Source organism: Comamonas sp. C24C (genome assembly GCF_053345995.1).
Window position 1 is genome coordinate 52,389 of record NZ_JBKFBC010000009.1, and the last position, 26,275, is coordinate 78,663.

The 26,275-nt window shown below is 65.2% G+C and carries 21 protein-coding genes; 2 read left to right on the forward strand and 19 right to left on the reverse strand.

Going from position 1 to position 26,275, the window contains the following annotated elements; translation table 11 throughout:
* Positions 1–96 precede the first annotated feature (96 nt).
* The 6 genes from ACLBXN_RS16740 to ACLBXN_RS16765 form a co-directional block, all read right to left on the reverse strand.
* Positions 97–1,242 carry a Fe-S oxidoreductase gene (locus ACLBXN_RS16740; protein ID WP_447612887.1) on the reverse strand — a complete coding sequence of 382 codons (1,146 nt, stop codon included), beginning with the start codon at positions 1,240–1,242 and terminating at the stop codon, positions 97–99.
* A gap of 172 nt (positions 1,243–1,414) precedes the next feature.
* Positions 1,415–2,491 carry a homocysteine S-methyltransferase family protein gene (locus ACLBXN_RS16745; protein ID WP_043007031.1) on the reverse strand — a complete coding sequence of 359 codons (1,077 nt, stop codon included), beginning with the start codon at positions 2,489–2,491 and terminating at the stop codon, positions 1,415–1,417.
* Positions 2,492–2,557: 66 nt separating this feature from the next.
* On the reverse strand, positions 2,558–3,232 hold the full coding sequence (gene alkB / locus ACLBXN_RS16750) for a DNA oxidative demethylase AlkB (RefSeq protein ID WP_447612888.1): 675 nt from the start codon (positions 3,230–3,232) through the stop codon (positions 2,558–2,560).
* Positions 3,229–4,713, reverse strand: a complete 1,485-nt coding sequence (locus tag ACLBXN_RS16755; protein WP_447612889.1) for an efflux transporter outer membrane subunit — start codon at positions 4,711–4,713, stop codon at positions 3,229–3,231. Before ACLBXN_RS16755 ends, alkB begins: the two co-directional genes overlap by 4 nt.
* Positions 4,706–7,900, reverse strand: a complete 3,195-nt coding sequence (locus tag ACLBXN_RS16760) for an efflux RND transporter permease subunit (RefSeq protein ID WP_447612890.1) — start codon at positions 7,898–7,900, stop codon at positions 4,706–4,708. Before ACLBXN_RS16760 ends, ACLBXN_RS16755 begins: the two co-directional genes overlap by 8 nt.
* An 11-nt stretch (positions 7,901–7,911) precedes the next feature.
* Positions 7,912–9,102, reverse strand: a complete 1,191-nt coding sequence (locus ACLBXN_RS16765) for an efflux RND transporter periplasmic adaptor subunit (RefSeq protein WP_447612891.1) — start codon at positions 9,100–9,102, stop codon at positions 7,912–7,914.
* Between the two features lie 341 nt (positions 9,103–9,443).
* Between ACLBXN_RS16765 and soxR the strand changes: the two genes are divergently transcribed.
* The gene (gene soxR / locus ACLBXN_RS16770; RefSeq protein ID WP_043002921.1) at positions 9,444–9,914 is read left to right on the forward strand and encodes a redox-sensitive transcriptional activator SoxR; all 471 of its coding nucleotides are present in this window, start codon (positions 9,444–9,446) and stop codon (positions 9,912–9,914) included.
* A gap of 7 nt (positions 9,915–9,921) precedes the next feature.
* Here soxR and hutG read toward each other — a convergent pair whose 3' ends face one another.
* The 8 genes from hutG to ACLBXN_RS16810 form a co-directional block, all read right to left on the reverse strand.
* The gene (gene hutG, locus ACLBXN_RS16775; protein WP_211458059.1) at positions 9,922–10,737 is read right to left on the reverse strand and encodes an N-formylglutamate deformylase; all 816 of its coding nucleotides are present in this window, start codon (positions 10,735–10,737) and stop codon (positions 9,922–9,924) included.
* Between the two features lie 41 nt (positions 10,738–10,778).
* On the reverse strand, positions 10,779–12,203 hold the full coding sequence (locus tag ACLBXN_RS16780; protein ID WP_447612892.1) for a formimidoylglutamate deiminase: 1,425 nt from the start codon (positions 12,201–12,203) through the stop codon (positions 10,779–10,781).
* A 42-nt stretch (positions 12,204–12,245) separates the two neighbouring features.
* Complete coding sequence (locus tag ACLBXN_RS16785) at positions 12,246–13,406, reverse strand: histidinol-phosphate transaminase (RefSeq protein WP_447612893.1); 1,161 nt, start codon at positions 13,404–13,406, stop codon at positions 12,246–12,248.
* A complete protein-coding gene (locus ACLBXN_RS16790) occupies positions 13,403–14,791 on the reverse strand; it encodes an FAD-binding oxidoreductase (RefSeq protein ID WP_447612894.1) in 1,389 nt (462 codons plus the stop codon). Before ACLBXN_RS16790 ends, ACLBXN_RS16785 begins: the two co-directional genes overlap by 4 nt.
* Before the next feature lie 24 nt (positions 14,792–14,815).
* A complete protein-coding gene (gene hutI, locus ACLBXN_RS16795) occupies positions 14,816–16,078 on the reverse strand; it encodes an imidazolonepropionase (protein WP_447612895.1) in 1,263 nt (420 codons plus the stop codon).
* Positions 16,079–16,217: 139 nt separating this feature from the next.
* A complete protein-coding gene (locus ACLBXN_RS16800) occupies positions 16,218–16,784 on the reverse strand; it encodes a HutD/Ves family protein (RefSeq protein ID WP_447612896.1) in 567 nt (188 codons plus the stop codon).
* Between the two features lie 156 nt (positions 16,785–16,940).
* Complete coding sequence (gene hutU, locus ACLBXN_RS16805) at positions 16,941–18,662, reverse strand: urocanate hydratase (protein ID WP_447612897.1); 1,722 nt, start codon at positions 18,660–18,662, stop codon at positions 16,941–16,943.
* Between the two features lie 31 nt (positions 18,663–18,693).
* Positions 18,694–20,166 (reverse strand): purine-cytosine permease family protein, encoded by a 1,473-nt coding sequence (locus ACLBXN_RS16810; protein ID WP_447612898.1) that lies wholly within the window; start codon positions 20,164–20,166, stop codon positions 18,694–18,696.
* Positions 20,167–20,311: 145 nt separating this feature from the next.
* Between ACLBXN_RS16810 and hutC (ACLBXN_RS16815) the strand changes: the two genes are divergently transcribed.
* Positions 20,312–21,028 carry a histidine utilization repressor gene (gene hutC / locus ACLBXN_RS16815; RefSeq protein WP_211458067.1) on the forward strand — a complete coding sequence of 239 codons (717 nt, stop codon included), beginning with the start codon at positions 20,312–20,314 and terminating at the stop codon, positions 21,026–21,028.
* Between the two features lie 93 nt (positions 21,029–21,121).
* On the opposite strand, the gene hutH is transcribed toward hutC (ACLBXN_RS16815), so the two are convergent.
* From hutH to ACLBXN_RS16840, 5 genes are all read right to left on the reverse strand, one after another.
* A complete protein-coding gene (gene hutH / locus ACLBXN_RS16820) occupies positions 21,122–22,681 on the reverse strand; it encodes a histidine ammonia-lyase (protein ID WP_447612899.1) in 1,560 nt (519 codons plus the stop codon).
* Positions 22,682–22,748: 67 nt separating this feature from the next.
* Positions 22,749–23,516, reverse strand: coding sequence for a histidine utilization repressor (hutC, locus tag ACLBXN_RS16825; protein ID WP_003059699.1), 768 nt, complete (start codon positions 23,514–23,516; stop codon positions 22,749–22,751).
* 10 nt (positions 23,517–23,526) lie between these two features.
* Entirely contained in the window at positions 23,527–24,306 is a 780-nt protein-coding gene (locus tag ACLBXN_RS16830; protein WP_034375140.1) for an ABC transporter ATP-binding protein, read from the reverse strand.
* A complete protein-coding gene (locus tag ACLBXN_RS16835; protein WP_343677025.1) occupies positions 24,306–25,169 on the reverse strand; it encodes an ABC transporter permease in 864 nt (287 codons plus the stop codon). Before ACLBXN_RS16835 ends, ACLBXN_RS16830 begins: the two co-directional genes overlap by 1 nt.
* A gap of 17 nt (positions 25,170–25,186) precedes the next feature.
* Entirely contained in the window at positions 25,187–26,155 is a 969-nt protein-coding gene (locus ACLBXN_RS16840) for an ABC transporter substrate-binding protein (protein WP_034363122.1), read from the reverse strand.
* Positions 26,156–26,275 lie beyond the last annotated feature (120 nt).

Here is a 26,275-nt window from a genome sequence, read left to right on the forward strand (position 1 = left end):
GCCAATTCCGACCCGAGAAGCCTGCTCAAAAAGCAGGCAACGGGACGCATTATGAAAGTCTGGCCTGCACAGAGTCCAGTCCGCCGTCAGCTTGGTTCAGCCGCTGCGCGCCACGCCGGAAGCGGCCCAGATGCGATTCATCTCGCTGCAAAAAGGCTGGGCACAGGGTGCCAGACCCTGGTACTGACAGCCTTCGGTCATGCACAAATTCGAACGGTGCTCGCTATTGCGGCGCGGCACAGGCAGGGCATTGGCAGCCTGGGCTGCTGCCATCATCAGCCAGGGATCGGACTTGTTCTGCAGCAGCTGCTGCACTTCCTGCGCCAGCGCCGGTGCGGGCATGGCCAGAGGCAGACCGGCCATCTGTGCCGGAGTCGCCTGAGCAGCGCTCGCCGTGACGGGCTGCAACTCCAGCCACAGCAATGCGCTGGTAGCAAGCGTGCTGGTCGCCGCAGGCGACTGCGGCTGCACCACCAGAGCCAGAGGACCGCTACTCAAGACACCCGGATCTGCCATGGGCAGGCGCAGGGTCGTCCCCGTTCCCAGGGCTGCCGGAATGCTTGCCGCACCCACAGCCTGCGCCCAGGCGGCTGGCACCTGCAATGTCAGAGAAAAGCTGCGCTCGCCTTGCGGTGTGACCAGCGTGCCCTGCTGCACCAGCCAGTTCTGCAGCTGGGGCAGACGCGGTGTGGCAGCGCCGCCAGCAGCGGTTGCAGCCATGCCCTGCTGTGCCTGCTCCAGCGCCACGGCCGCCGTGGGCGACATGGCCGCAGCCGTCTGCAAAGCCGAGCTGGGCGGCTGCGCGCCGGACACCGCAGCCTGCGCCAAGGCCTGCATCAGCGCAACCGATCCCTGCTGGCCGGCCAGCAGTTGCAAGGGCTGGGTCTGTCCCTGCAGGCTGACCTGAACCTGCGCGAGCAGGCTTTGCACAAACTGCTGCACGGCCGCTGGCAGGCCCTGACTGGGCCAGCTCGCCGCAGGCGCACCGGGCTGGGCCTGCACCTGCAGGGCCAGTTGCGCAATCAGATGTTCAAAGGCCTGGATCTTGAGGTTCTGCAAGGTTTGCGGCGACCACTGCACGATGCTGGTCGCCGGGGGCGTCGCCTGAGCGGCGGGCAGTTGCTGCGCTGCGGGAAGATCCGGGACAGCGGCTGCAGCCACATTACCGGCCTGCGCAGCCGCCTGACCCGTGGGCACGGACACGGGCAGTACGGAGGCAACGGGTTGCAGTGGTGCAGTCATGCGGTCGTCGGTGGCGGGGCATCAAAGCCGGAATCAGGCCATTGTGCCCGCCCCTGCAGACAAGCATCGGAAAAAGAGCTGCCGGTGCTTGTGGCTCAAGCACCAGGGCTGCCCGGATCGTGCCGGGGCCGCATGGTTCACGCGGGTCAGGGGCGAACCATTGCGGGCGGAATCAGGCTTCGGCCGGGTAGAACAGCTTGCGCGTGGCCGTGGCCTGCACGGCCTTGGCAATGGCACCGATATGGTCGGGTGTGGTGCCGCAGCAGCCGCCCACGATATTGACCAGACCTTCGGCCGCGAATTCGTGCACCAGACGGCTGGTGATCTCGGGCGTTTCGTCAAAGCCGGTGTCGCTCATGGGATTGGGCAGGCCGGCATTGGGGTAGCAACTGATAAAGGTGTCGGGAGCCGCCTTGGCCAGCTCCTGCACATAGGGACGCATCAGCGTGGCGCCCAGCGCGCAGTTCAGGCCCACGGACAGCGGGTTGCTATGGCGCACGCTGTGCCAGAAGGCGGTCACGGTCTGTCCGCTCAGAATCCGGCCCGAGGCATCGGTGACCGTGCCGCTGATCATGATGGGCAGGCGCTCGCCGGTCTGCTCGAAGGCCTCGTCCACGGCAAACAGCGCGGCCTTGGCGTTGAGGGTGTCGAAGATGGTCTCGACCAGGATCACGTCGGCACCGCCTTCAATCAGCGCCAGCGTCTGCTCCAGATAGGCCTGGCGCAGCTGCTCGAAGGTGATGTTGCGCGCAGCCGGGTCGTTGACATCGGGGCTGATGGAGGCCGTCTTGGGTGTGGGGCCCAGGGCACCGGCCACATAGCGCTTGTGATCGGGCGTGCTGTACTTGTCGCAGGCCGCACGCGCCAGCTGCGCGCTCTTGAGGTTCATCTCATAGGCCAGATCGGCCATGTGATAGTCCTCCTGCGCAATCGTGGTCGCACCAAAGGTATTGGTCTCGATCAGATCGGCACCGGCAGCCAGGTATTTCTCATGGATGTCGCGAATCACGTCGGGACGGGTCAGCGACAGCAGCTCGTTGTTGCCCTTGACGTCATAGGCGAAGTCCTTGAAGCGCTCGCCCACAGCGTCGGCACCGGCATAGCCTTCGCCGCGGTACTGCGCCTCGCCCAGCTTGAAACGCTGAATCATGGTGCCCATCGCACCGTCAAGAATGACGAGGCGCTTGGCAAGCGTTGCGGGCAGCTCCTGGGCTCGGGTGTAGGCGGGGGTGGGGTGCGACTGGCTCATAGACCGCCATTGTAGGAAAGCTGGCAGGCTTTGCCGGGCAGCCGGGCATTGCCCTGCCGCCAGCGCCTATTCCGATGGCTGGCCTGCCGGGTAGCGAGCCTTGGCCATGCGGAACGTCAGATTCCAGCGCTCACTGCCAAGCAGCGGGTGCTGGCCCGGCTTGAGCGGGGCGACACCATGAAACACCAGGCGCGAAGGCCCGCCCCAGACCAGCACATCGCCATGGTTGAGCGCAAGGCGCCGGGTGGAACTCTGGCGCGTCAGCCCGCCCCAGAGAAAGCTGCAAGCCAGGCCCAGCGAGACCGAGACTATGGGCGCCGCAAAGTCATGCTCGTCCTGGTCGCGGTGCAAGCCCATGCGCGCACCCGGCTGATAGCAGTTGATCAGGCAGGCATCGGGCGCAAAGCCCGGATAGCCGGCCAGCGCCGCGGCCCTGGCGGCCTGCTCGCCCAGAAAAGCCGGGATGGCAGGCCAGGGCTTGCCGGTCTGCGGATCGGCAGCGCTGTAGCGGTAACCCTGCAGATCCGAAATCCAGCCCCAGCCGCCGGCGTTGGTGATCGCCACCGACATGAACTTGCCGCCGGGCACCTGCATGGTGCGAAACGCTGCCCGTGTCTGCAAGGCCCTCACCTCGGCCACCCAGCGCTGCTCCTCGGCTGTCGCAAAGCCGCGCAGCAGCACGGCACCGTCATCAATGATTTCGGCGGGCAGGGGTTCGTCAGGAAACAGCGAAAGCGTCATTGCAACGCCATCATAGGCCTGGCCGATGGCTGCCCCTCCCAGCCGCCAGCCAGCGCCTGATACAACGCCACGGCGGCACGCAGGCCACGCACGCGGCTGTCGGCCGCAGCGTCCTGGGCCGCGTAGAGGTCGCGCTGCGCATCCAGCACCTCGTACAGGCCCACGCTGCCCAGGCGGTAGCGGCGCTGCGCGAGCTGCTCGGCCCGTGCTCGCTGCTCGGCGGCCTGGGCCAGATGGGCATCCTCGGTGCGGGTGCGTGCCAGGCCCACCAGGGCGTTCTCGGTGTCCTCCAGCGCCAGCAGCACGCTTTGCTGGTACTGGGCCAGCGCGACCTGGGCGCCCGCTTCGCTGGCAGCGATGCGCGCGCGTACGCGGCCCACGTCGAGGAAAGACCAGTCCACGCCCAGGAACACGTTGCGGCTGGCGCTACCGGCCTCGAACAGCGCTCCCGTGCTGGGAGCAGAGCTGCCCAGCAGACCGCCCAGAGACAGGCGCGGGAACAGCTCTGCCGTGGCCACGCCCACCCGCGCCGTAGCGGCATGCAGACGCGCCTCGGCGGCGGCCACATCGGGGCGACGGCGCAACAGCTCGGCGGGCGTGCCGGGAGCGATGCTCTGCGGCAACTGCGGCAACGCCGCCGGCGCGTCCAGCGCCGCGATCAGAGCCTCGGGCACCTGGCCGGTAAGCACGGCCAGCCGGTGCTGGGCCACGGCGATCCGGGCCTGCAGCGCCGGAATGCGCGAGCGCGTGCTCTCCAGCTGCGCCTGGGCGCGCGCCAGGTCGAAGTTGGTGCCGCTGCCATGCGCCAGCCGCAGCTGCACCAGGCGCAGCGTGTCCTGCTGATTGGCGGCATTGGCCTCGGCCAGATGCAGGCGCTGCTGCCAGCCGCGCAGATCGGCGTAGCCGGCCGCGACCTGGGCCGCAATGGCGACCTGCAGCGCAGCCAGATCGGCGGCACTGGCGCGCAGGTCGGCGCTGCCGGCCTCGATGTTGCGACGCACACGACCAAAGAGGTCCAGCTCCCAACTCGCGTTGATGCCGGCGCTGTAGCTGCGCTGGCTGCGCGGCCCGCTTTGTGCCCCGCTTGGTGCCTGGCTTTCGCTGCGTCGTTGCTGCAGCGCCTGGCCCGATATGGTGAGCGTGGGGAGCTGATCAAGACGGCTTTCTCCCAGCAGGGCCTGGGCCGCATCGAGTCGCGCCAGCGCACCGCGCAGCTCCTGGTTGGCCCGCAGGGCCTGCTCTACCAGCTGCGTCAGTTGCTCATCCTGGAACTGGCGCCAGAACGCGGCATCGGAGCCGGTCTCGGGGGATGCCAGCTGCGGGACTGCAGACGGCTCGGCCCGCGCGAACTGCGCGCCGGCCTGGGGCAGCTCGGGCGCGCGGAAATCGGGGCCGACCGCACAGCCTGCCAGCAGGGCCGAAAGGCCCGCCACGGCACATGCCAGCGCATGCCGACGCAAGGGTTTGCAGATCTCAGACATGACTGCCCTCCAGGGATGCGGGTGACACAGCAGAGGCCGGCTGGACGGGCGCGCAAGCGGCCAGCGAACGGCCCGAAAAACGGCGCAACGTGACGTAGAACACCGGCGTGAGGAAGAGGCCGAACAGGGTCACGCCCAGCATGCCCGAGAACACCGTCACGCCCGTGGCCGCCTGCACCTCGCTGCCCGCGCCGCTGCCGATCAGCAAGGGCACGGCACCCGCGATGAAGGCGATGGAAGTCATGACGATGGGCCTCAGCCGCAAACGGCAGGCCTGCAGCGCGGCATCGACTGTTGCCGAACCGCGCATCTCCAGCTCGCGTGCGAACTCCACGATCAGAATCGCGTTCTTGCAGGCCAGACCCATGAGCACCACCAGACCAACCTGCACGAAGACATTGTTGTCCCCCCCGGCCAGCCATACGCCAAACAGCGCCGCGCAGATGCAAACGGGCACGATCAGGATCACGGCCAGCGGCAGGGTCCAGCTCTCGTAGAGCGCGGCCAGCACCAGAAACACCAGCATCACGGCGATCACGAAGACCACGGCTGCGGCGTGGCTCTGCTCGACCTGCTGGTAGCTCAGATCCGTCCAGGCCAGCTCGATCCCGCGCGGCAGCGTGCGCTGCGCGATCTCCTGCAGCTTGGTCAGCACCTCGGCCGAGGACAGCAGGCGCGGATCGGAGTCGCCGATCAGGTCGGCGGCCGGAAAGCCGTTGTAGCGCAGCACCGGATCGGGTCCGTAGCTGGGCACCACGGTGACCATGGAGCCTATGGGCACCATCTCGCCGCGCGCATTGCGCGTGCGCAGCTGGGCGATGTCCTCCACGGCCTGGCGGTAGTCGGCATCGGCCTGCAGCATTACGCGCCAGACGCGGCCGAAGGCGTTGAAGTCGTTGACGTAGACCGAGCCCAGATAGGCCTGCAGGGTCTGGAACAGATCGGTCAGCGCCACGCCCTGGGCCTTGGCCTTGATGCGGTCCACCTTCACTTCCAGCTGCGGGATGTTGGACTGGTAGCTGCTGACCGGGTAGGTCATGCCCGGTGTCTTGGCAATCTCGGCCTGAAAGGCCTCAAGCGCCTGCTGCAGCGCTGCATAGCCCAGGCCCGCGCGATCCTGCAGGAACAGCGAATAACCCGATCCGTTGCCCAGGCCCTGGATGGGGGGCGGCATCAGCGCATAGGCAAAACCGCCCTCGATCTGCGCGAACTTGGCGCCCAGCTCGGCATTGATGGCCTCGGCGCTGCGTGTGCGCTCGCCGAAGGGCTTGAGCATGATGTAGGAGCTGGTCAGATTGGGCGTGGTCGTGGACTGCAGCGCATTGAAGCCCGCGAAGGCGGCGACCATGTCCACGCCATCCACGCTCTTGGCCGTCTCCACCATCTGGCGCGTGAGCGCATCGGTGCGGTTCAGCGAAGCGCCCTCGGGCAGCTTGGCACCGGCAAACAGGTAGAGCTTGTCCTGCATGGGGATGAAGCCCCCGGGCACGGCGTGGAACAGCACGGCGGTGCCGGCCAGCAGTGCCGCATAGACCGCGAACACCAGGCCGCGTCGACGCAGCGAGCGCCCCACCGAATTCTGGTAGCCGTGGGCGCTGCGGTCGAAGAAGCGGTTGAAGGGCCGGAAGAACCAGCCCAGGCCCTTGTCGATGACACGCGCCAGCGCGTCGCGCGGTGCGCCGTGCGGCTGCAGCAGCTTGGCCGCCAGTGCCGGCGACAGGGTCAGCGAGTTGATGGCCGAGATCACCGTGGAGATGGCGATGGTCACCGCGAACTGCTGGTAGAACTGGCCCGTGACGCCGCTGAGAAAGGCCATGGGAACGAAGACCGCACACAGCACCAGGGCGATGGCGATGATGGGCCCGGAGACCTCCTTCATGGCCAGATGGGCCGCCTCCTGCGGGCTGTGGCCCTGCTCGATGTAGCGCTCCACGTTCTCGACCACGACGATGGCGTCGTCCACCACGATGCCGATCGCCAGCACCAGGCCGAACAGCGTCAGCGTGTTGATGGAATAGCCCAGCAGGTACAGGCCCGCAAAAGTGCCGATGATGGACACGGGCACGGCCAGCAGCGGAATGATGGAGGCGCGCCAGGTCTGCAGAAAGACGATGACCACCAGCACCACCAGGATCACGGCCTCGATCAGCGTGCTCTGCACGGCCTTGATCGAGTCGCGCACAAAGACCGTGGGGTCCCAGACGGATTCGAAGGCCACGCCTTCGGGCAGGTCCTTGGAGAGCCGGTCCATGGCCGCGTAGACCTGCTCGGCCACGCCCAGCGCATTCGCTCCCGGCGACAGGAAGATGCCCACGGCTGCCATGTTCTTGGTGTCGCTCCACGAGCGCAGCGTGTAGTCGCTGGCGCCCAGCTCGATGCGCGCCACGTCGGCCAGACGCACGACCTGACCACCTTCGCCGCTCTTGAGCACGATGTCGCCGAACTCTTCGGCCGTCTTCAGCCGCCCGCGCACATTGATGGACAGCAGCTTGTCGGACTTCTGCGCACTGGGCTCGGCGCCCAGCTGGCCGGCCGAGACCTGGATGTTCTGCTCGCGGATCGCGGCGATCACCTCGCCGGCCGTGAGCTGGCGTGCCGCCACCTTGTGCGGGTCCAGCCAGACGCGCATCGCATAGTCGCCGGCGCCGTAGATGCCCACATCGCCCACGCCGGGAATGCGCGCCAGCACATCCTTGATCTTGAGCGTGACATGGTTGCGCAGATACAGCGCATCATGCGCGCCGTCCCGGGACACCAGGCCCACGTACATCAGCGGCGTGGACGCCTGCTTCTGCGTGGTCACGCCGAACTGCCGCACCTCCTCGGGCAGCCGGCTCTGGGCCTGGCTGACGCGGTTCTGCACGCGCACGGCTGCGGTGTCCGGGTCGATCTCGGGGCGGAAGGTGGCAACCACCTGCAGGCTGCCGTCCGAAGCCGCGACCGACTTCATGTACATCAGGCCTTCGACCCCGTTGATGGCTTCCTCCAGCGGCACGGCCACCGACTCGGCGACCTCCTTGGGATTGGCCCCCGGATAGGTGGCGCGCACCACCACGCTGGGCGGCACGACCTCGGGATATTCGCCCACCGGCAGCTGCGGAATGGCCACCAGGCCAACGGCGAACATGATGATGGAGAGCACGACCGCGAAGATGGGCCGGTCTATGAAGAATTTGGAGAAGTCCATGGCACTCCCCCTTACTGCGCAGCGGCGGGCACGGGCTGCGCGGCCGCTGATGCCACCGGCCTGGGATTGACGGGCATGCCGGGGTAGTAGATGCGCTGCACGCCGCCCACCACCAGCCGGTCACCCGCTGCCAGGCCTTTTTCCACCAGGCGCCGGCCATCGACCATGCGACCCAGCGTAAGGTCGCGGCGCTCGGCCAGATTGCCTTCGCCCACCACATAGACGTACTTGCGGTCCTGGTCGGTGAGCACGGCCTTGTCGTCGATCAGCAGCGCCTGGGTCTCGGCCTCCTGCCGCTCCGGGCCGCTTTGCATCTGCACGCGTGCGAACAGGCCTGGCGTCAGCATCCGGTCGGGGTTGGCCAGGCGCGCGCGCAAACGCATGGTGCCCGTGCCCGGCTGGAGCTGGTTGTCGCTGAAGTCCAGCGTGCCCGCATGGGCAAAGCCGCTGTCGCCAACCAGGGCGACGCGCACCGCGCGGCCCTGGCCGCTCAGGCCGGCCTTCTGGTAGCGCAGAAAGCTGTGCTCGTCGGCATCGAAATACGCATACACCGGGTCCTGCGAGACCAGGGTGGTCAGCACGCTCTGGTCGGCCTGGGCCATATTGCCCACGGTGAGCAGTGCGCGGCTGGCACGGCCCGTGATGGGCGCGCGCACCTCGGTGAAGTCGAGCTGCAGCCGTGCGGTGGCCAGCTCGGCCTCTGCCGCACGCACCTGGGCCGTGGCCTGGGTCAGCGTTGCGGCCCGCGTGTCGGCTTCCTCGCGCGAGACCGCATTCTCGGCCACCAGCTGGCGCGCGCGCTGGTCCTGCGTCTGCGCCAGCCCGGCAGCGGCACGCGCGCGTTCGAGCTGGGCCTGGGCGCTGGCCAGGGCCGCGCGGTAGGGCCGCTGGTCGATCACGAACAGCAGTTGGCCTTTCTTCACCTCCTGGCCCTCGGCGAAGGCGATGCGCTCGATATAGCCCGACACGCGTGAGCGCAGCTGCACCGACTCCACGGCCTCGATGCGGCCGTTGAACTCGTCCCAGGGGCGTATGGCCTGCAAGGCGACCTCGGCCACCTGTACCTCGGGCGCGGGCGGCGGGCCGTTGCTGGCATGGGCATCGCCCGCGCCGGGACGGCCGCAGCCTGAAAGCAGGGCCAGCGCCGCGAGGCCGCCGGCCAGCAGCAAGGGCCGCAGCGGCGGCGTGGAATGGACTGACATATGGACTCTCCCTGAATGAATGCGCCCGCCCTGCTGGCGGCAGCAGGCCTGACGGAACGACCGCCTCTGCCGATAAGACGCAGGAGCGGCCATGCTTGTGACAAGCATTGGCAGGTGGCTGGAAGAGATTCAATAAAGATAGCTGCTATCGCTTTTCAATAAACAACTTCAGGCACAAAACTATCTGAAATCGTTTTTCATCAAGCGGATGCAGCTATGAATAGCAGAAGAACTCCGACCAGCGCATGGGCCGTTGATTGCGGCTCCACCGGCTATCGATCACAATCGCGGCATTCTTCAAGTTCAAGTGAACTTTAAGTCAAGCCCCGGAGAAAGACATCATGAAAATTGAGGATGATCCGCTGATGAGCATCAGCGACTTCGCGCAGCGCAGCGGCGTCAACGCATCGGCGTTGCGCTACTACGAGTCGCTGGGTCTGATCGAATCGGTGCGAAGCAGCAGCGGAAGGCGACGCTACCACCGTTCGGGCCTGCGGCGCATCGCCTACATCGTGTTTGCACAGCGCGTTGGGTTCACGCTGGAGGAGATCGCCGCGCAGCTGGCGCGGTTGCCGACGCGGCATGTGCCCACGGGCGGCGACTGGCAGAAGATGTCGCGCATCTGGCAGCAGCGGCTGGACGAGCGCATCGACGAGCTGCAGCGCCTGCGCGACAGCCTCAACCAGTGCATAGGCTGCGGCTGTCTGTCGCTCAAGGTCTGCAGCATGTACAACCCCGGCGACCAATGCCAGCGCGGCGGCCCGGGGCCGCGCCGCTGGCTAGGCGACGAGCTGCAGGCCGAGGGCCACTAGCCTCGGCTCAGCGGCCGCTGGCTTGGGCGAAGGCCAGCACGGCCTGCAGCAGACGCTGCATGGTGGGCTGGATGCGCGCCGCGACCTCGGGCAGGTAGTCGAACGGCATCTGCTCCTGCATATAGCTGGACTGCGTCATCTCCAGCTGCACGGCGTGGAAGCCCTGCTCCGGCTGACCATAGTTGCGCGTGATGAAGCCGCCCTTGAAACGGCCATTGAGCACGCTGGTGTGGTCCGGTGCCTGCCGTGCAATGTCCAGCAGCTGCTGGGCCAGTGCCGGCGCGCAGCTCTTGCCGTCGGCGGTGCCCAGGTTCAGGTCGGGCAGCTTGCCCTCGAAAAAGCGCGGCAGCACCGAGCGGATGCTGTGCGCATCCCACAGCATGGCCACGCCATGCTGGCTCTTGATGCGATCGAGTTCGGCGCGCAGTTGCGCATGATAGGGCTGCCAGTAGAGTTCGCGGCGGCGCGCGACTTCGGCCTCGTCGGGCTCCAGGTCCTTGCTGGCATAGAGAGGCTCGCTGTCGAAGCCGTCGACCGGGCACAGCCCCGTCACGCTCTGGCCCGGATAGAGGCTGGCACCATCGGGCGGACGATTCAGATCGATGACATAGCGCGAATGCGTGGCGGCCAGAATGGATGCGCCCAGTGCCTTGGCGAAGTCGTAGAGCTGCGGCATGTGCCAGTCGGTGTCATGAACTTCGCGCCCTTCGGGCGTGAGCTTGGCCGCAATGTCGGCCGGCACATGGGTGCCGGTATGCGGCATGGAAATCAGCAGCGGTGCCGTACCCTGGTGAAAGACAAAGGGGGCGATGGCTTGGCTCATGGAGCGTCTCTCTTCTGTCAAAAATCTGAATGCAGCCGCCCTCAGGCGTTCTGCAGCAATGCCTTGCGGGTCTGCACAAAGCCTTGCTGAGCGACTTCGTGCAGCGCATGGCGGCCTGACTGCACGCGCTGCTGGCCGCGAACCCAGACATCGGCAATGGCCGAAGTGCGATGGCTGGCAAACACATGGGCCGCATGACCGCTGTCGGCAGGCAGCCCGTTGAGGGCGACATGGCGGGCATCGAGCACCACGAAGTCGGCCTGCTGGCCTACGGCCAGACCAGCAATGGCGCGACCCGAAGCCTGGGCACCGCCGGCCACCGCCTGCAAGGTCATGGAGGTCGCCACCTGGGGCTGGGCGCCGCCGCCAAGCACATTGCGCTGGCGCAGGCTCAGGCGCTGGCTGTATTCGAGCATCAGCAGCTCTTCGGCGGCATTCACCGAAGCATGGCTGTCCGAGCCAATGCCCCAGCGGCCGCCATGCCTGAGCCACAGCGGCATGTCGAAAATGCCGTCGCCCAGATTGGCTTCGGTGGTGGGACAGATGCCGGCCACGGCCGCGCTGCGTGCCGCGCCTGCATATTCCTCGGGCGTCATGTGCGTGGCATGGATCAGGCACCAGCGCGCATCGACGGGTGCATGGTCGAGCAGCCATTGCACGGGGCGCTGACCGCTCCAGGCCAGGCAGTCATCCACCTCTTGGGTCTGCTCGGCGATATGGATGTGCACCGGAGCCTTGGGCAGCATGGCGTGCAGGCCTGCGAGCGCGGTCTTGAGGCTGTCCGGCGGCACGGCGCGCAGCGAGTGCGGAGCCAGGCCCAGAGCTGCCTGCTGCGCCCTGGTCACGGGCTCCAGTTGCTGCAGCAGGGAGAGCATGCTGTCCGTGCTGCGAATGAAGCGGGCCTGATCCTCGCGAGGCGGCAGGCCCCCGAAACCGCTGGTCTGATAGAGCACGGGCAGCAAGGTCATGCCGATGCCGGTCTTCTGCGCCGCACGCAGCAGCGCCAGGGACAGGCTGGCGTCGTTGGCATAGGGCTTGCCACCGGCATCATGGTGCACATAGTGGAACTCGCACACCGAGGTGTAGCCCGCCTCCAGCATCTCCAGGTACAGCCAGGTCGCAATCGCCTCCAGCGCCTCGGGCGTCATGCGATTGGCAAAGCCGTACATCAGCTTGCGCCAGCTCCAGAAACTGTCCTGCGCCTGACCGCGGAATTCGGTCAACCCGCCGAACGCGCGCTGGAAGGCGTGCGAGTGCAGATTGGGCATGCCCGGGATCAGCGGGCCGGCCGCCTTGGCGGCGTCCTCCGCCTCCCCGGCCTCGCCGCTTTGCGGGTCCACATCGGTCAGCACTTCGGTCAGCTGGCCGCTCTCGTTCCAGCTCAGCAGGACATTGCGCGCCCAACCCGTGGGCAGCAAGGCGTCTGCGGCAAACAAGGTACGCGAAATGGATGAGGATGCAGTCATGGTGATGGTCTCTGTGAGGCGAAAAAGATCAAACCGCGCAGCTCATGCAGTCACGCGCTCAGTCTGCTCCATCGCAGCGAGCAAAGCCAGAACAAAACGCGCGTTGTCCTTCTCGGTACCTATGGATACGCGCAGAAAATTCTCGAAACCGGGCTCCTTCCAGGGCTTGACGATCACGCCCTGTCTGAGCAGCGCCTCCGTCACCGGTGCATTGGGACGGCCCAGGTCGAGAAACAGGAAGTTGGCTACCGAAGGCGCAATGCGCAGACCTTGCAGCGGCTGGCCCGGCTCTGCCAGCGCCAGCAGCTGTCTGCGCAGATCCTCGCGCAGCGCCACCGTGGTCGCCACGCCGCTGCGCATGTGCGCAGGATCGTTCCAGGCCGCCAGCGCCGCGCGCTGGGCTGCCATGTTCACGTTGAAGGGCGAACGCACCTTGTCCATCAGGCTCACCAGCTCGGCGCTGTCGGCCATGCCGTAGCCCACGCGCAGACCGGCCAGGCCCCAGGCCTTGGAGAAGGTGCGCAACACGATCCAGGGTCCGACCCGCGCATCCAGCATGGCCAGCACATCGGGGTAGTCGTCGTCATGCAGCGCGTATTCGTAATAGGCCTCATCCACCACCAGCACGGTGTTGGCGGGCGTGGCCTCCAGCACCTGCGCAAACTGCGCAGCATCCAGCATGCAGCCCACGGGGTTGGACGGGTTGGGCAGGAAGGCGATCTTCGGGGCCTTGGCCACGGCAGCGCACCAGGCGCTCACATCGAAGCCCAGTTCCTCGTTCAGTTCGAGGAGCTCGACCTCCGCGCCCATCATCTTTGGATAGATTTCGTGCAGGCCGAACACGGGACGCTGGGTCACCACCAGATCGCCGGGAGCGAGAAAGACCTCGCAGAGAATCTTGATCAGGTCTTCCGAGCCGTCGCCGAACACCAGACGCCCGGCGGGCAGCCCGGTGCGCTCGGCAATGGCTTCGCGCAAGGCCGTGCAGTTGGCATCGGGGTAGTTACCCACATCGTTGGCCACCTCGGCAATCGCCCGGCGCACCGAGGCGCTGGCACCGAAGGGATTTTCATTGCTGGCCAGTCGCGCGATATCGGTCACGCCATAACGCGCCCGCACCGCTTCATTGGACAGGCCGGCGTTGTACGCGGGCAGCGGGCGCACCTGGGCACGGGCCAGCGAAGCCACCAGAGAATTCGTCATAGATCAAACACCTTTCCGGGATTCATCAGGCCCATGGGATCGAGGGCCAGCTTGATGGCCCGCATCGCCGCCAGCTCTGCGGGCGTGCGGCTGTTGCTCAGATAGGGCTTTTTGTGCAGGCCGATGCCGTGCTCCGCGGAGACGCTGCCCTGCATCTCGCCCACGATGCGGTAGAGAAGCTCCTCCACCTGCTCGCATTCGCCGTTGACGGTCTTGCCATCCACCGAGACATGGAGATTGCCGTCGCCCACATGGCCGAAGTACAGAGCCTGGTGACCGGGCCAGCGAGTGGCAAAGGCCTGCATGCAGGCTTCGGCAAAGCGCCCGATGTCGGCCTGGGGCAGGCTTACATCGAAGTTGATGGCGGGATGCATATTGTTGTTGAGCTCGGCCGGTGCCTCGCGCAGCTTCCACAGCTGCTGCACCTGAGCGCCCGACTGGGCCACGATGGCATCGAGCACCTCGCCGGCTTCCATGGCTTGCTCGAGCACCTGCTGCACATCGCCTTGCAGCTGCGCCTCGTTCTTGCCGTCCACATTGATCAGGGCCAGCAAGGGGTAGCGCTGCTCAAAAGGCGCAGCGAGCTTGAGCCAGGCCATGGAGGCCTGCACAAAGCTGTCCCACATCAGCTCATAGGCCGCGACGCTGTTGCCGAAGTGCGATTGCATGCGCTTGAGCACGGCCAGCGCCGAGTCGAAATCGGGCATGGCCACCAGCGTCGTGGCCGTGGCCTGCGGCGCCGGACGCAGGCGCAGTAGAACGCGCGTGATGATGCCCAGCGTGCCTTCGGCACCGATGAAGAACTGCTTGAGGTCGTAACCCGTGTTGTTCTTGATCATGGGGCGCAGCATGGGCAGCACCGTGCCGTCGGCCAGCACCACCTCCAGGCCCAGCACCTGCTCGCGCATCATGCCGTGCTGCAGCACTCCGTTGCCGCCCGCGTTGGTGGAGACATTGCCACCGATCTGGCAGCTGCCGCGAGCGCCGAGATCCACGCCGAACACCATGCCGACATCGACGGCAGCCTCCTGCACTGCTTGCAGGGTGACGCCGGCCTGCACCTGCATCAACCCGGTCTGGGCATCGATGTCCTCGATGCGGTTCATGCGATCAAGCGACAGCGCGACAGCACCCTCCGTAGGAACCGCGGCACCGGCCAGCCCGGTCAGCCCACCCTGCGGAACCACCGCAATCCTGTGGGCGCTGCACAGACGCATGACGGCGCTGACTTCCTCCGTGGTGCGTGGGCGCACCAGCGCCAGCGGCTGCTGGGGCGGCGTGCCGCTCCAGTCGGTGCGGCTACGCTCCGGCGTGTCCGTGCCGCGCAGGGCCACATCGGCGCCCAGGGTGGAAATCAGTTCATTGAGAAATTGTTCGTGAGACATCAGCAACCTTTCGCGCTCCCCGCTTCAGGCTTTGGCTTGCTGCGCAATCCGGCCCTGGCGCACCACAGTGCAGTCCGGCTTGCTGCCGAACCAATAGGCCAGCTCTGCAGCCCGCTGCACGGGCCAGAGCACGAAATTGGCGGGACGGCCCACGGCAATCAGGCCTTGCTCGTCCTGCAGGCCCAAAGCATGCGCAGCGTGCCGGGTGATGCCGGCCAAAGCCTCGGGAACCGTCAGACGGAACAGCGTGCAGGCCATATTGGCCATGAGCAGCAAGCTCAAGCACGGGGAGGTACCCGGATTGTGATCCGTAGAAACGGCCATCGGGACCTTGGCAGCCCTTAATTCCTCAATCGGAGGCACTTTGGTGTCGCGCAGCGTGTAGAAGGCCCCGGGCAGCAGCACGGCCACGGTGCCAGCCTTCTTCATCTCGGTGATGCCGTGCTCGGACAGGTGCTCGATATGGTCGCAGGAAAGCGCGCCATAGCGGGCCGCGAGGGCAGCACCCTCCATATTCGACAGCTGCTCGGCATGCAGCTTGACGGGCAGGCCCAATGCCTTGGCCGCCTCGAAGACCTGCTCGGTCTCGGCCAGCGAGAAGGCAATGCGTTCGCAGAACACATCGACGGCATCGACCAGGCCTTCGGCGGCCAGCGCCGGCAGCATGACCTGACAGACCAGATCCGTGTATTCCTGGCTGCGGCCCGCATACTCAGGCGGCAGCGCATGCGCGCCCAGAAAGGTGGTGCGCACGGTCACTGCACACAGCTCGCCCAGGCGCCTTGCGGCACGCAGCTGCTTGCGCTCGTGCTCCAGGGCCAGTCCGTAGCCCGACTTGATCTCGATGGCCGTCACACCTTCGGCCAGCAACTGTTCCAGACGCGGCAACGCCAGCGCCACCAGCTCGTCCTCCGAAGCCTCGCGCGTGGCCCTGACGCTGGAGACGATGCCGCCGCCGGCCCTGGCCACTTCCTCGTAGCTGGCACCGGCCAGGCGCATGGCGAACTCGCCCGCGCGCTCGCCGCCATAGACCAGATGGGTGTGGCAGTCGATCAGGCCTGGCGTGGCCAGTCGCCCTGCGCCATCGTGCCTGGGCAGCGCCAGGTATTCGGCTGGCATGGCGTCCTGCGGTCCCACCCAGACCATTCGGCCCTCCTGCACCACGATGCAGGCCAGCGTGCCTTCGGGAATATCCGCCACCTCGGAAACATACAGCTCCGGCGCCAGACGCAGGTTGTGCCAGCAGCCGTCGGCGGAGACTGCGGGATGGGGATTAGCTTGCGCCATGGCGATGCTCCTCGTGTTCGATGACGACAATTCAGGCTATGAAACTCCTGATTTCATAGCTACCAGCGCCTGCCCCTTTTAACTTTTCAGATCAATCTTCATTGAAACGTCCGTTACAAAGGCGCAAACCGCTCCTGTTTCAGGTGTGCGCTGTCAGGCTGACCAGGATCAGCCTGGCATCCTCGCCCTGCGGCACCAGCGACTCGGCCCCGGTACTGCTCCACCACAGGCCCTGGCCGGTCTCCAGCACCCGGCCGTCGGCAGCTTTCCAGCTGCCCTGCAGCACCATGCACAGTCCCGCAGCGCTGAGCCCCGGCTCGGCCTGGCCGGCGAGCAGCTCCAGCCCTGCCGACCATTGTCCACGCCGGGTCATGACATTGAAATCGCTGGACGGCCCGCCCTGCAGATCGCAATCGAGAGCCGTATCGCCCGAAAAGGCGAAGGGCTGCCAGCGATCGGTCAATGCGTGCTCGATCTGGCCCTGGACGCTGTGCAGCCGCACCCCGTCGCCATCGAGCAGCATGATCTGGCGGTCTATGCCCGGAAATGCCGAAAACGGGCCTGCCTGGGCAATCGTGGCCACGCTCACGCGCCAGCCAAAGCTGTCCATGCCCGCGCCCTGCGGCCAGCAGGCAATCTCGCGCGTGCTGCCGCCCCCGTTCTTCCAAGGGCTGGGCGCAATCTGGTTCAGGTCAAAGCGTTGCATCGATCAAAAGCACAAAAACTACAACAAAACGCAGCTTAAAACTGGCGCGCCCCAGGCGAGAGACAGCGAGGAAGGGCCGCCCCGCACCGAGGCTGTCGTCCCCCTCCCGCGCAGCGAGAGAGGGGGAAGGCGCGTAAGCGCCTCAGGGGGTGACAGTTACTTGACCATCGGCAAGTTGAGCCCATGGCGCTTGGACGCTTCCACGGCAATCTCGTAGCCTGCATCGGCATGGCGCATCACGCCGGTGGCGGGATCGTTCCAGAGCACGCGGTTCAGGCGGGCCGCAGCCTCGTCCGTACCATCGGCCACGATCACAACGCCGGCGTGTTGCGAGTAGCCCATGCCCACGCCACCGCCGTGGTGCAGGCTGACCCAGGTGGCGCCGCCCGCCGTGTTGAGCAGGGCGTTGAGCAGCGGCCAGTCGGAGACGGCGTCGGTGCCGTCCTTCATGGCTTCGGTCTCGCGGTTGGGGCTGGCCACCGAGCCGCAGTCCAGGTGGTCGCGGCCGATCACGATGGGCGCCTTGAGTTCGCCGTTCTTGACCATTTCATTGAAGGCCAGGGCCGCCTTGTGGCGCTCGCCCAGACCCAGCCAGCAGATGCGCGATGGCAGGCCCTGGAAGGCGATGCGTTCCTTGGCCATGTCCAGCCAGCGGTGGGTGTGCTTGTTCTCTGGGAACAGCTCCTTGATCTTGGCATCGGTCTTGTAGATGTCCTCGGGATCGCCCGACAGCGCCACCCAACGGAACGGGCCCTTGCCTTCGCAGAACAGCGGACGGATGTAGGCAGGCACAAAACCGGGGAAGTCGAAGGCGTTCTTCACGCCTTCGTCCAGGGCCACCTGGCGGATGTTGTTGCCATAGTCCACCGTGGGAATGCCCATGGCCTGGAAGTCCAGCATGGCCTGCACATGCTGGGCGCAGCCCTTGGCGGCGGCCTTCTTGAGCGTGGGGTGCTGGCCGGGGTCGGCCGCGGCGGCGTTCCATTGCTCCACGGACCAGCCCACGGGCAGATAGCCGTTGATCAGATCATGGGCGGAGGTCTGGTCGGTCACGATGTCGGGACGGATGCCGCCGGCCTTGGCACGCCTGACCAGCTCGGGCAGGACTTCGGCCGCATTGCCCAGCAGCGCGATGGAGACGGCCTCGCCCTTTTCGGTGTGATGCTTGATCAGGGCCAGCGCGTCGTCGATATCCTTGGCCTGCTTGTCCACATAGCGGGTGCGCAGGCGGAAGTCGATGCTGGACTGCTTGCATTCGATGGCCAGCACGCAGGCGCCGGCCAGCACGCCGGCCAGCGGCTGGGCACCACCCATGCCGCCCAGGCCGGCAGTAAGAATCCACTTGCCGGTCAGGTCGTTGTTGTAGTGCTGGCGGCCGGCCTCGACAAAGGTCTCGAACGTGCCCTGCACGATGCCCTGGGCACCGATGTAGATCCAGCTGCCGGCCGTCATCTGGCCGTACATGAACAGGCCCTTCTGATCGAGCTCGTTGAACTTTTCCCAGTTGGCCCACTTGGGCACCAGGTTGGAGTTGGCCAGCAGCACGCGCGGCGCATCGGGGTGGGTCTTGAACACGCCCACGGGCTTGCCCGACTGGATCAGCAGCGATTCGTCGGCTTCGAGCTTCTTGAGCTGAGCCAGGATTTCGTCATAGCACTCCCAGTTGCGGGCCGCGCGGCCGATGCCGCCGTAGACGACGAGCGCCTTGGGGTTCTCGGCCACATCCGGATCCAGATTGTTCTGGATCATGCGATAGGCCGCTTCGGCGAGCCAGTTCTTGCAGTGCAGCTCGCTGCCGCGGGGAGCGCGGATTTCTCGGCTGGCGTCGTAGCGGGGGTCTTGCTTGGCCGCGCTGATGATGGCGTCGTTGGCGTTCATGGTCGTATCCTTCAAGAATGGGTGGGAGGATTCAGCCGGCTTGCACGGCGTAAGTGGCACCAGCAAAGTTCCTGTCTGCGCCTGTGGTCGCGGCAGGAGCAGGGCTGGGGTAAATCATCTGGCCGGGCACGTTCATGCTTCTCCTGGCCAGCGGGTAGTAGACGAGCGAGGTGACGATCAGGCTCACGATCCAGGAGATGTCGGCACCGTTCATGGCCTTGGCCAGCGGGCCCACATACATGGCCTGGTTGATGAAGGGAATCTGCACCACAACGCCCATCACATAGCAGGACAGGGCCGTCCAGTTGTAGGCGCCATAGCGACCCTGGCTGTCATAGAGCGCCGGGATGTCCACTTTTTCCTTGGAGACCAGGTAGTAGTCCACCAGATTGACGGCGCTCCAGGGAACGAAGACGGTGAGCAGCAGCAGCACGAAGTTCTTGAACGTGGCCAGGAAGTTGGAGCTGGCCAGCAGGGCCACCAGCACCGTCACCAGCACAAAGCCCAGGATGTAGAGCAGGCGCGATGTCGCGGTGAACTGCGTTTTCCGGTTGAAGGCGCTGACCGTTGTCAGCACGGTCATGAAGCCGCCATAGGCATTGAGGCAGTTCACGGTGAGCTTGCCGGTGACGATGACCAGGTAGATCACCACCGCCAGCGGGCCAGCCAGCTGGCCCATGAAGCCGACCTGGTTCTTGATGAAGTTGGCGCCCAGGGCGGCGACCAGCACACCGAAGGTCATGGCCAGCTGCGAGCTGATGACGCTTCCGCTGAACGTGGTCCAGAAGGTGGCGGCGGTCGAGGTCTTGGTGGGCAGATAGCGCGAATAATCGGCCACATAGGGGGCGAACGTCATCTGCCAGCCTGCCGACAGGGCCATGGCCGTGAGAAAGCTGGCCCAGGTGAAAGGCTTCTGGCCGAACGCCGAGACCACATCGAACTGGTGGCACAGCTGCCAGGCCAGATAGCCAAAGCCCAGAATGCCGACCACGGTGGAAATGCGCCCCACCACATGGATGAGCCGGTAGCCCACCACGGCGACCAGGGCCGTGAGGGCGCCGAAGATGATGATGCCGACCGCAGGGCTGTGGAAGCCGAACATCAGATTGATGGCCTGACCCGAGAGCACGGTGCCCGTGGCCGCGAAGCCCACATACATCAGGATCACCAGCACCAGCGGCAGGGCCGCGCCCTTGACGCCGAACTGCACGCGGCTGGAGATCATCTGGGGCAGCCCCAGGCGCGGCCCCTGGGCCGAGTGCAGCGCCATGACGATGCCGCCGAGAATGTTGCCGATCACAAGACCGAGGATGGCGGTCATGGCTTCGGCGCCGAACACCACGGCCAGGGCGCCGTCCACCACCGCCGTGATCTGCATGTTGGCACCGAACCAGAGAGTGAACTGGCTGGAGGGCGTGCCGTGGCGCTCGCTCTCCGGAACCATGTCGATGGTTCTGCTCTCGATGGCGCCAGAGGAACCCAGCGTTGCTGTATCAATACTCATGAAATTGCTCCGTCAATCCCTCTGGATGTCTCTTATATGTCCGAACAACTTTCATTAATTTCCATAAAGTTGTCTATACGAATTTTGTGATTTACTCCTGCCAACGTCAATCATCTAGACAGCTTTTCTAATCCGAACAAACCCTATGTCGCGAACCGATACCACCGCCGCCGTACCTGCGTTCCAGCGCATCAAAGACCATGTGCTGCAGCAGATCCACAGTGGCGTATGGCAGGAAGGCCAGGCCATTCCCAGCGAGGCTGCGCTGGTCAAACAGTTCAATGTGGCGCGCATGACAGTCAACCGTGCCTTGCGCGAGCTCAGCGACGAAAAGACACTGACGCGTGTCCAGGGCTCGGGCACGTTCGTGGCCCAGCAGAAGTACCAGGCCACCCTGGTCGAGCTGCGCAATATCGCCGACGAAATTGCGGCTCGCGGTCACCGCCATCGGGGGGAGCTGCAGCGTCTCGAGCGCAGCAAGGTCGACACCGCCCTGCTGCGCCAGTTCGAGCTGAACGCCGCCCCCCATCTGTTTCACTCCGTGGTCGTGCACTTCGAAAACGATGTCCCCATCCAGGTCGAAGACCGCTATGTGAACCCGGCCGTGGCTCCCGACTATCTGAGCCAGGACTTTGCAAGCCAGACGCCGAATGCCTATCTGGTGCGCGTGGCTCCACTGCAGGGCGTGAGTTTCTCCATCGAGGCGAGCATGCCCACGCCAGAGGTGGCGGAGCTTTTGCGCATGGAGGTCACCGAACCCTGTCTGGTGCTGCGCCGCAGAACCCGCTCCCAGGGCCAAGTGGCCTCGGTTTCGGCCCTGTGGCACCCGGCATCGCGCTACCAGTTCGCGGGCAGCTTCTGACCCGCCGCCCGGGCAAGCGCTGCCGGAATGTCGCCCTGCCGCAGCGAGAACCGCTACTGCCCGATGCTTGCGGCGTGACGACATGGCGCTGGCTCAGGCCGCGTTGCTCGGCAGAATGCTCTGCAACACCTCGGGCCAGGCGGTTTCCAGCGCCCACAGTCGCATGATTTCGATATCGGGCGCCAGGTAGCGGTCCTTGTCCAGATAGGGCACCTGACTGCGGATCAGCGCGTACTGCTCCTCGATCAGCGGCGAGCTCTTGAGTCGGCGGTCGAAGTCCATGCCCTGGACTGCGGCCATGGCCTCCACACCCACGATCACCGCCGTGTTCCTGGCCATGTCGGCCAGGCGACGCGCGCCATAGGTGGCCATGGAGACATGGTCTTCCTGGTTGGCCGAAGTGGGCAGACTGGTCACGCTGCTTGGGTGCGCCAGACACTGGTTTTCGGCCGCCAGGGCGGCCGCCGTGACCTGGGCAATCATGAAGCCCGAGTTGACGCCGCTGTCCTCGATCAGGAAGGCCGGCAGGCGCGACAGTCCGGTGTCCAGCAGCAAGGCCATGCGACGTTCGGAGATGGCACCGATTTCAGCAATCGCCAGCGCCAGGATGTCGGCCGCAAAGGCCACGGGTTCGGCATGGAAGTTGCCGCCCGAAATCACATCGCCGTTGTCGAACACCAGCGGATTGTCCGAGGCGGCATTGGCTTCTATGACCAGCACGCGCCCAGCATGGCTGAGGTTGTCCAGGCAGGCACCCATGACTTGCGGCACGCAGCGGATGGAATAGGGATCCTGCACACGTCCGCAATTGGGGTGCGAGGGATCGATGGCACTGCCGTCCAGCAGGGAACGCACGGCGGCGGCCACGGCAATCTGCCCCTGCTGGCCTCTGGCCTCGTGAATGCGCGCATCGAAGGGCTTGATGGAGCCCTGTATGGCTTCCAGCGTCAGGCAACCGGCCACCAGGCCTGCGGCCAGCACGCTTTCAGCCTGGAACAGACCCGCCAGCGCCAGCGAGGTGGAGACCTGGGTGCCGTTGAGCAGTGCCAGCCCTTCCTTGGGGCCCAGCACAAAGGGCTCCAGACCGATATGTTTCATGGCTTCGCGGCCGGAGACGAGCTTGCCGTCCACTTTGGCCTGCCCCTCGCCGATCAGCACGCAGGCCAGGTGCGACAGTGGCGCCAGATCGCCCGAAGCGCCCACCGAACCCTTGGAGGGAATCACGGGCAGGACATCGGCATTGGCCAGCGCCAGCAGCGCGTCCACCAGCGCCGTGCGGGCTCCCGAATGCCCGCGGGCCAGACTCACGGCCTTGGTGGCCAGAACCAGACGCACCACATGGTCCGGCAGCGGATCACCCGTGCCCACGCTGTGCGAAAGCACCAGATTGCGCTGCAGCTCGGCCAGACGCTCATGCGCGATCTTGGTCGAAGCCAGTTTGCCGAAACCGGTGTTGATGCCGTAGACCACCTGGTCTTCATCGACGATGTGCTGCACATGCGCTTCGGCCTTGCGCATGGCGCCATAGGCGGTCTGCGCCATGCTGAGCTGCACGCCGCCGTCCTGAATGCGGCGCAGCTGAGCCAGCGTGAGCTCGCCGGGATGCAGTTCCAGTTCGGAGTTCGAGAGCTCTTGGGTGGTGGTAGTGTTCATGGCTATACCTGTCTATACAGTCAAGAGAAACAAAAACGTACTGAGGGATTCAAGGGCCTGGCCGGGATCAGCCGCCGTGCACTGAATCGGTTCGGAAACGGCTACCGAGTCGGTAGCGCATGCCTGGATGCACGCAATGCACCCAGGTGATCGGGACGCCGCGCAGCCAGGTACGGCGCGTGAGCATCAGGCAAGGCTGGTCGATAGCCATCTGCAGCAGTCGGGCCTGTTCGGCCGTCGGCAAGATCGCATCGACCACATGTTCGATCTGGTCGTACTGCACATTGCGCACCAGATAGACCGAGGGCTGCACGGCAGAGAAATCCTGGTCCATGAAGTCAGGGACCAGCCGGGGGTTCACATAGCGGTCTTCGATCTGCACCGGCAGCTCGTTTTCGAAGTGCACGCCGTGCAGATGAAAGACCGAAGCGCCGACCGCGAGATCCAGCGCCGCAGCGACTTCGGGCGAGGCGGACTCGCGGCGCATATCGAGCAGCTCGAAGCGATGATCGTGGCCGCGCTGGGTGATCTCTTCACCGATATTGGCAATGCGCAGCAGGGTCGATTGCGGCTTTTCTTCGGCCACGAAGGAGCCGACCCCCGCCACACGCACGATCACGCCCTGCTCGGCCAGCTCGCGCAGTGCGCGGTTCACCGTCATGCGCGCCACGCCGAACTCGTTGACCAGCTCCTGCTCGGAAGGCACGCGCGCACCGGCCGCCAGCGAGCCGTCGCCGATCTTGCGCAGCACATGGTCCTTGACCTGCTGATACAACGCGAGCGGCATCTGGGCTGCAGGAGCCGTTTTACGCTGGGCAGGATCTCGGACATTCATGATGCGGGCCTCAGTGAGCAGCCGCAGCCAGTGACTCGGCGCGAATCTCTTCCGTCAACCGGGCCTTGAGCTCCATGAACTCGGGCGAGGTCTTGACGGTGTAATGCCGAGGGTGCGGCAGGTGAACCGGAATGTCCGCCTTGATGCGCCCCGGACGCGCGCTGAACACGGCCACGCGATTGGCCATGAAGATGGCTTCATCGATATCGTGGGTCACGAACATCACCGTCTTGCGTTCGGCCTCCCAGATGCCCAGCAGCAATTCCTGCATCAGCACCCGGGTCTGGTTGTCCAGCGCACCGAAGGGCTCGTCCATGAGCAGGATCTTGGGGTCGTTGGCCAGCGCACGCGCGATCGCCGTGCGTTGCTGCATGCCGCCCGACAGCTGCTTGGGATAGTGATTCTCGAACCCGCGCAGGCCCACCTTGGCAATGAAGTAGTCGCTGCGCTCTTTTTGGACGGCTTCGCTCACGCCTTTCTCGCGCAGCCCGAAGCGGATGTTCTGGGCCACGGTCAGCCAGGGGAACAAGGTATAGCTCTGAAACACCATGCCGCGGTCGGCGCCGGGCTCCTGCACCAGCTTCCCGTCCAGCAGCACCTGCCCCGTCGTCGGGAAATCCAGACCCGCAACAATGCGCAGCATCGTCGATTTGCCGCAGCCGGAGGGCCCGAGAATGGTCACGAAATCGTTCTCCCGGACCTCGAAATCCACCGGCAGCAGCGCCTGTGTGCTGACGCCTTTGTGGCTGGTGAAGGTGCGCGAAACGCCTTGAATGGACAGCTGGTTCATCACAGGGAACTCCATTCGAACATGCGACGGTTGACGGTTTTGAAGATGAAATCCGACACCAGACCGATGAGCCCGATGATGATGATGCCGAAGATGATCTGTCCGGTATTGAGCAGTGCCTGACTGTCGGTGATCATGTGTCCGATGCCCGAGGACGAGCCGATCAGCTCGGCAACGATCACATAGGTCCAGGCCCAGCCCAGAACCAGACGCAGGGTTTCCGCAATGCCAGGGGCAGCACCGGGAATCAGCACCCGCTTGACGATGCCGGTATTGCTGGCGCCCAGGGTGTAGGCGGCCTCCACCAGGTCCTTGCGCGCACCGCCCACGGTCACAGCCACCATGAGGGTGATCTGGAACACCGAGCCGATGAAGATGACCAGCAGCTTCTGGGCCTCGCCCACGCCGGCCCAGAGGATCAGCAGCGGAATAAAGGCCGAGGCGGGCAGGTAGCGGCAGAACGAGACAAAGGGCTCGAAGAACGCCTCCACGGGCTTCCAGGCCCCCATGGCAATGCCCAGCGGCACGGCCACGATGCTGGCCAGGATGAAGCCGCCCATGACGCGCCATACGGTCATGCCGATGTCATGGTGAAAGTCGAACTCCGTGAACAGCAGAATGCCTTCGCGCAGCATCGTCAGCGGGCTGGCGAGAAAGGTCGGAGAGACCAGTCCGCCAAAGGTGACGGCCGACCAGATCAGCAGGAACAGCACGAAGAAGCCCGTGCCCAGCAGCCATTTGGCCTTGGGACTGACAGGCTCCAGAGGGGCCATATAGCGCCGGCGAGCCGGCCTCACGGAAGGCGATGCCACCTGAACCGATGCGGGTGATGCAGACTTGATAGAAGGTGATACCGCTTCCATGTGCAACCTCTTTGCGCTTACTTGATGAAGCTGGCGTCGTACATGACGCCGTAGTTCTCAGGAATGCTGCGAATCACGCCGGCTTCCTTGAGGATGGCGGCAGACTCCTTCATGAAAGGCAGCAGATCGCTGGCAAAGAACTTCTGGTTGGCCTCCTTGTCCGACCATTTCAGAAAGGCTGCCGACTTGCCGAACTGCTCGCCGCTTTGCTTGACGGCCGCACCCATGATTTCGTAGCTCTTTTCCTTGTCGGAGTTGATCATGGCGATGGCATCGAAATAGGACTGGGTCAGCGCCTTGGCGGCTGCCGTGTTGGCCTTGAGCCACTTGGGATCGCAGCCCACGGTATCCATCACCATCGGGTAGTCGATGGTGGTGGCCAGAATCTTGCCGGCGCTGGGGTTGGCGCGCACCGTGGACAGGTAGGGCTCATAGGTCATGGCCGCATCGTTCTGCCCGGAGACAAAGGCCTGGGCCGCAGGCTGGGGCTCCAGCGACACGGTCTTGATGTCCTTCATGGTCATGCCATTCTTGTTCAGCATCCAGGCCAGACCGAAGTAGGGAGCCGTGCCCGGTGCGCTGACGGCGACGGTCTTGCCTTTCAGATCGGCGAAGTTCTTGACGTCGTTGCGCACGGCAATGCCATCTGCGCCATAGGACTTGTCCATCTGGAAGATCTGCACGATGGGCACGCCATTGGTGTTCCAGGCCACATGCGTCTCCACGGTGGTGGCGGCACATTGCACGGCACCCGAGGCCAGAGCCAGATGCCGGTCCTTCTGGGGAATCATCTTGATTTCGACATTGAGGCCGTTCTTCTTGAAGATCCCGGCCTTGTCCGCGAGCGTCAGCGGCGCGAAGCCTGTCCATCCCGACATGCCCAGGACGATCTTGGTCTCCTGAGCCGCTGCATGTTGTGCAGCAGACACTAGAACGGTTGCGGCTAATGCCAGTTGCCAGATTGGAACGCGACGTGTCGATTTCATGGGACTCTCCTCGGTCGATGCCAGAGCAGTTCGGTTGTTGATGCGGACTTCAAGCCTTGCACGACAGTGCAGACAGCGAAGTTTGCGATTGCTGATTGAACATGTATATACAGGCTTACC

Bases quoted from the DNA above. Each gene is read 5' to 3' on its own strand.
- ACLBXN_RS16790 (WP_447612894.1), bottom strand. From the start codon at position 14,791: ATGTCTCACGAACAATTTCTCAATGAACTGATTTCCACCCTGGGCGCC.
- ACLBXN_RS16760 (WP_447612890.1), bottom strand. From the start codon at position 7,900: ATGGACTTCTCCAAATTCTTCATAGACCGGCCCATCTTCGCGGTCGTG.
- ACLBXN_RS16755 (WP_447612889.1), bottom strand. From the start codon at position 4,713: ATGTCTGAGATCTGCAAACCCTTGCGTCGGCATGCGCTGGCATGTGCC.
- ACLBXN_RS16745 (WP_043007031.1), bottom strand. From the start codon at position 2,491: ATGAGCCAGTCGCACCCCACCCCCGCCTACACCCGAGCCCAGGAGCTG.
- ACLBXN_RS16810 (WP_447612898.1), bottom strand. From the start codon at position 20,166: ATGAGTATTGATACAGCAACGCTGGGTTCCTCTGGCGCCATCGAGAGC.
- ACLBXN_RS16785 (WP_447612893.1), bottom strand. From the start codon at position 13,406: ATGACGAATTCTCTGGTGGCTTCGCTGGCCCGTGCCCAGGTGCGCCCG.
- ACLBXN_RS16740 (WP_447612887.1), bottom strand. From the start codon at position 1,242: ATGACTGCACCACTGCAACCCGTTGCCTCCGTACTGCCCGTGTCCGTG.
- soxR (WP_043002921.1), top strand. From the start codon at position 9,444: ATGAAAATTGAGGATGATCCGCTGATGAGCATCAGCGACTTCGCGCAG.
- ACLBXN_RS16835 (WP_343677025.1), bottom strand. From the start codon at position 25,169: ATGGAAGCGGTATCACCTTCTATCAAGTCTGCATCACCCGCATCGGTT.
- ACLBXN_RS16780 (WP_447612892.1), bottom strand. From the start codon at position 12,203: ATGACTGCATCCTCATCCATTTCGCGTACCTTGTTTGCCGCAGACGCC.
- hutH (WP_447612899.1), bottom strand. From the start codon at position 22,681: ATGAACACTACCACCACCCAAGAGCTCTCGAACTCCGAACTGGAACTG.
- ACLBXN_RS16830 (WP_034375140.1), bottom strand. From the start codon at position 24,306: ATGAACCAGCTGTCCATTCAAGGCGTTTCGCGCACCTTCACCAGCCAC.
- hutC (WP_003059699.1), bottom strand. From the start codon at position 23,516: ATGAATGTCCGAGATCCTGCCCAGCGTAAAACGGCTCCTGCAGCCCAG.
- hutG (WP_211458059.1), bottom strand. From the start codon at position 10,737: ATGAGCCAAGCCATCGCCCCCTTTGTCTTTCACCAGGGTACGGCACCG.
- ACLBXN_RS16840 (WP_034363122.1), bottom strand. From the start codon at position 26,155: ATGAAATCGACACGTCGCGTTCCAATCTGGCAACTGGCATTAGCCGCA.
- ACLBXN_RS16800 (WP_447612896.1), bottom strand. From the start codon at position 16,784: ATGCAACGCTTTGACCTGAACCAGATTGCGCCCAGCCCTTGGAAGAAC.
- hutU (WP_447612897.1), bottom strand. From the start codon at position 18,662: ATGAACGCCAACGACGCCATCATCAGCGCGGCCAAGCAAGACCCCCGC.
- alkB (WP_447612888.1), bottom strand. From the start codon at position 3,232: ATGACGCTTTCGCTGTTTCCTGACGAACCCCTGCCCGCCGAAATCATT.
- ACLBXN_RS16765 (WP_447612891.1), bottom strand. From the start codon at position 9,102: ATGTCAGTCCATTCCACGCCGCCGCTGCGGCCCTTGCTGCTGGCCGGC.
- hutI (WP_447612895.1), bottom strand. From the start codon at position 16,078: ATGGCGCAAGCTAATCCCCATCCCGCAGTCTCCGCCGACGGCTGCTGG.
- hutC (WP_211458067.1), top strand. From the start codon at position 20,312: ATGTCGCGAACCGATACCACCGCCGCCGTACCTGCGTTCCAGCGCATC.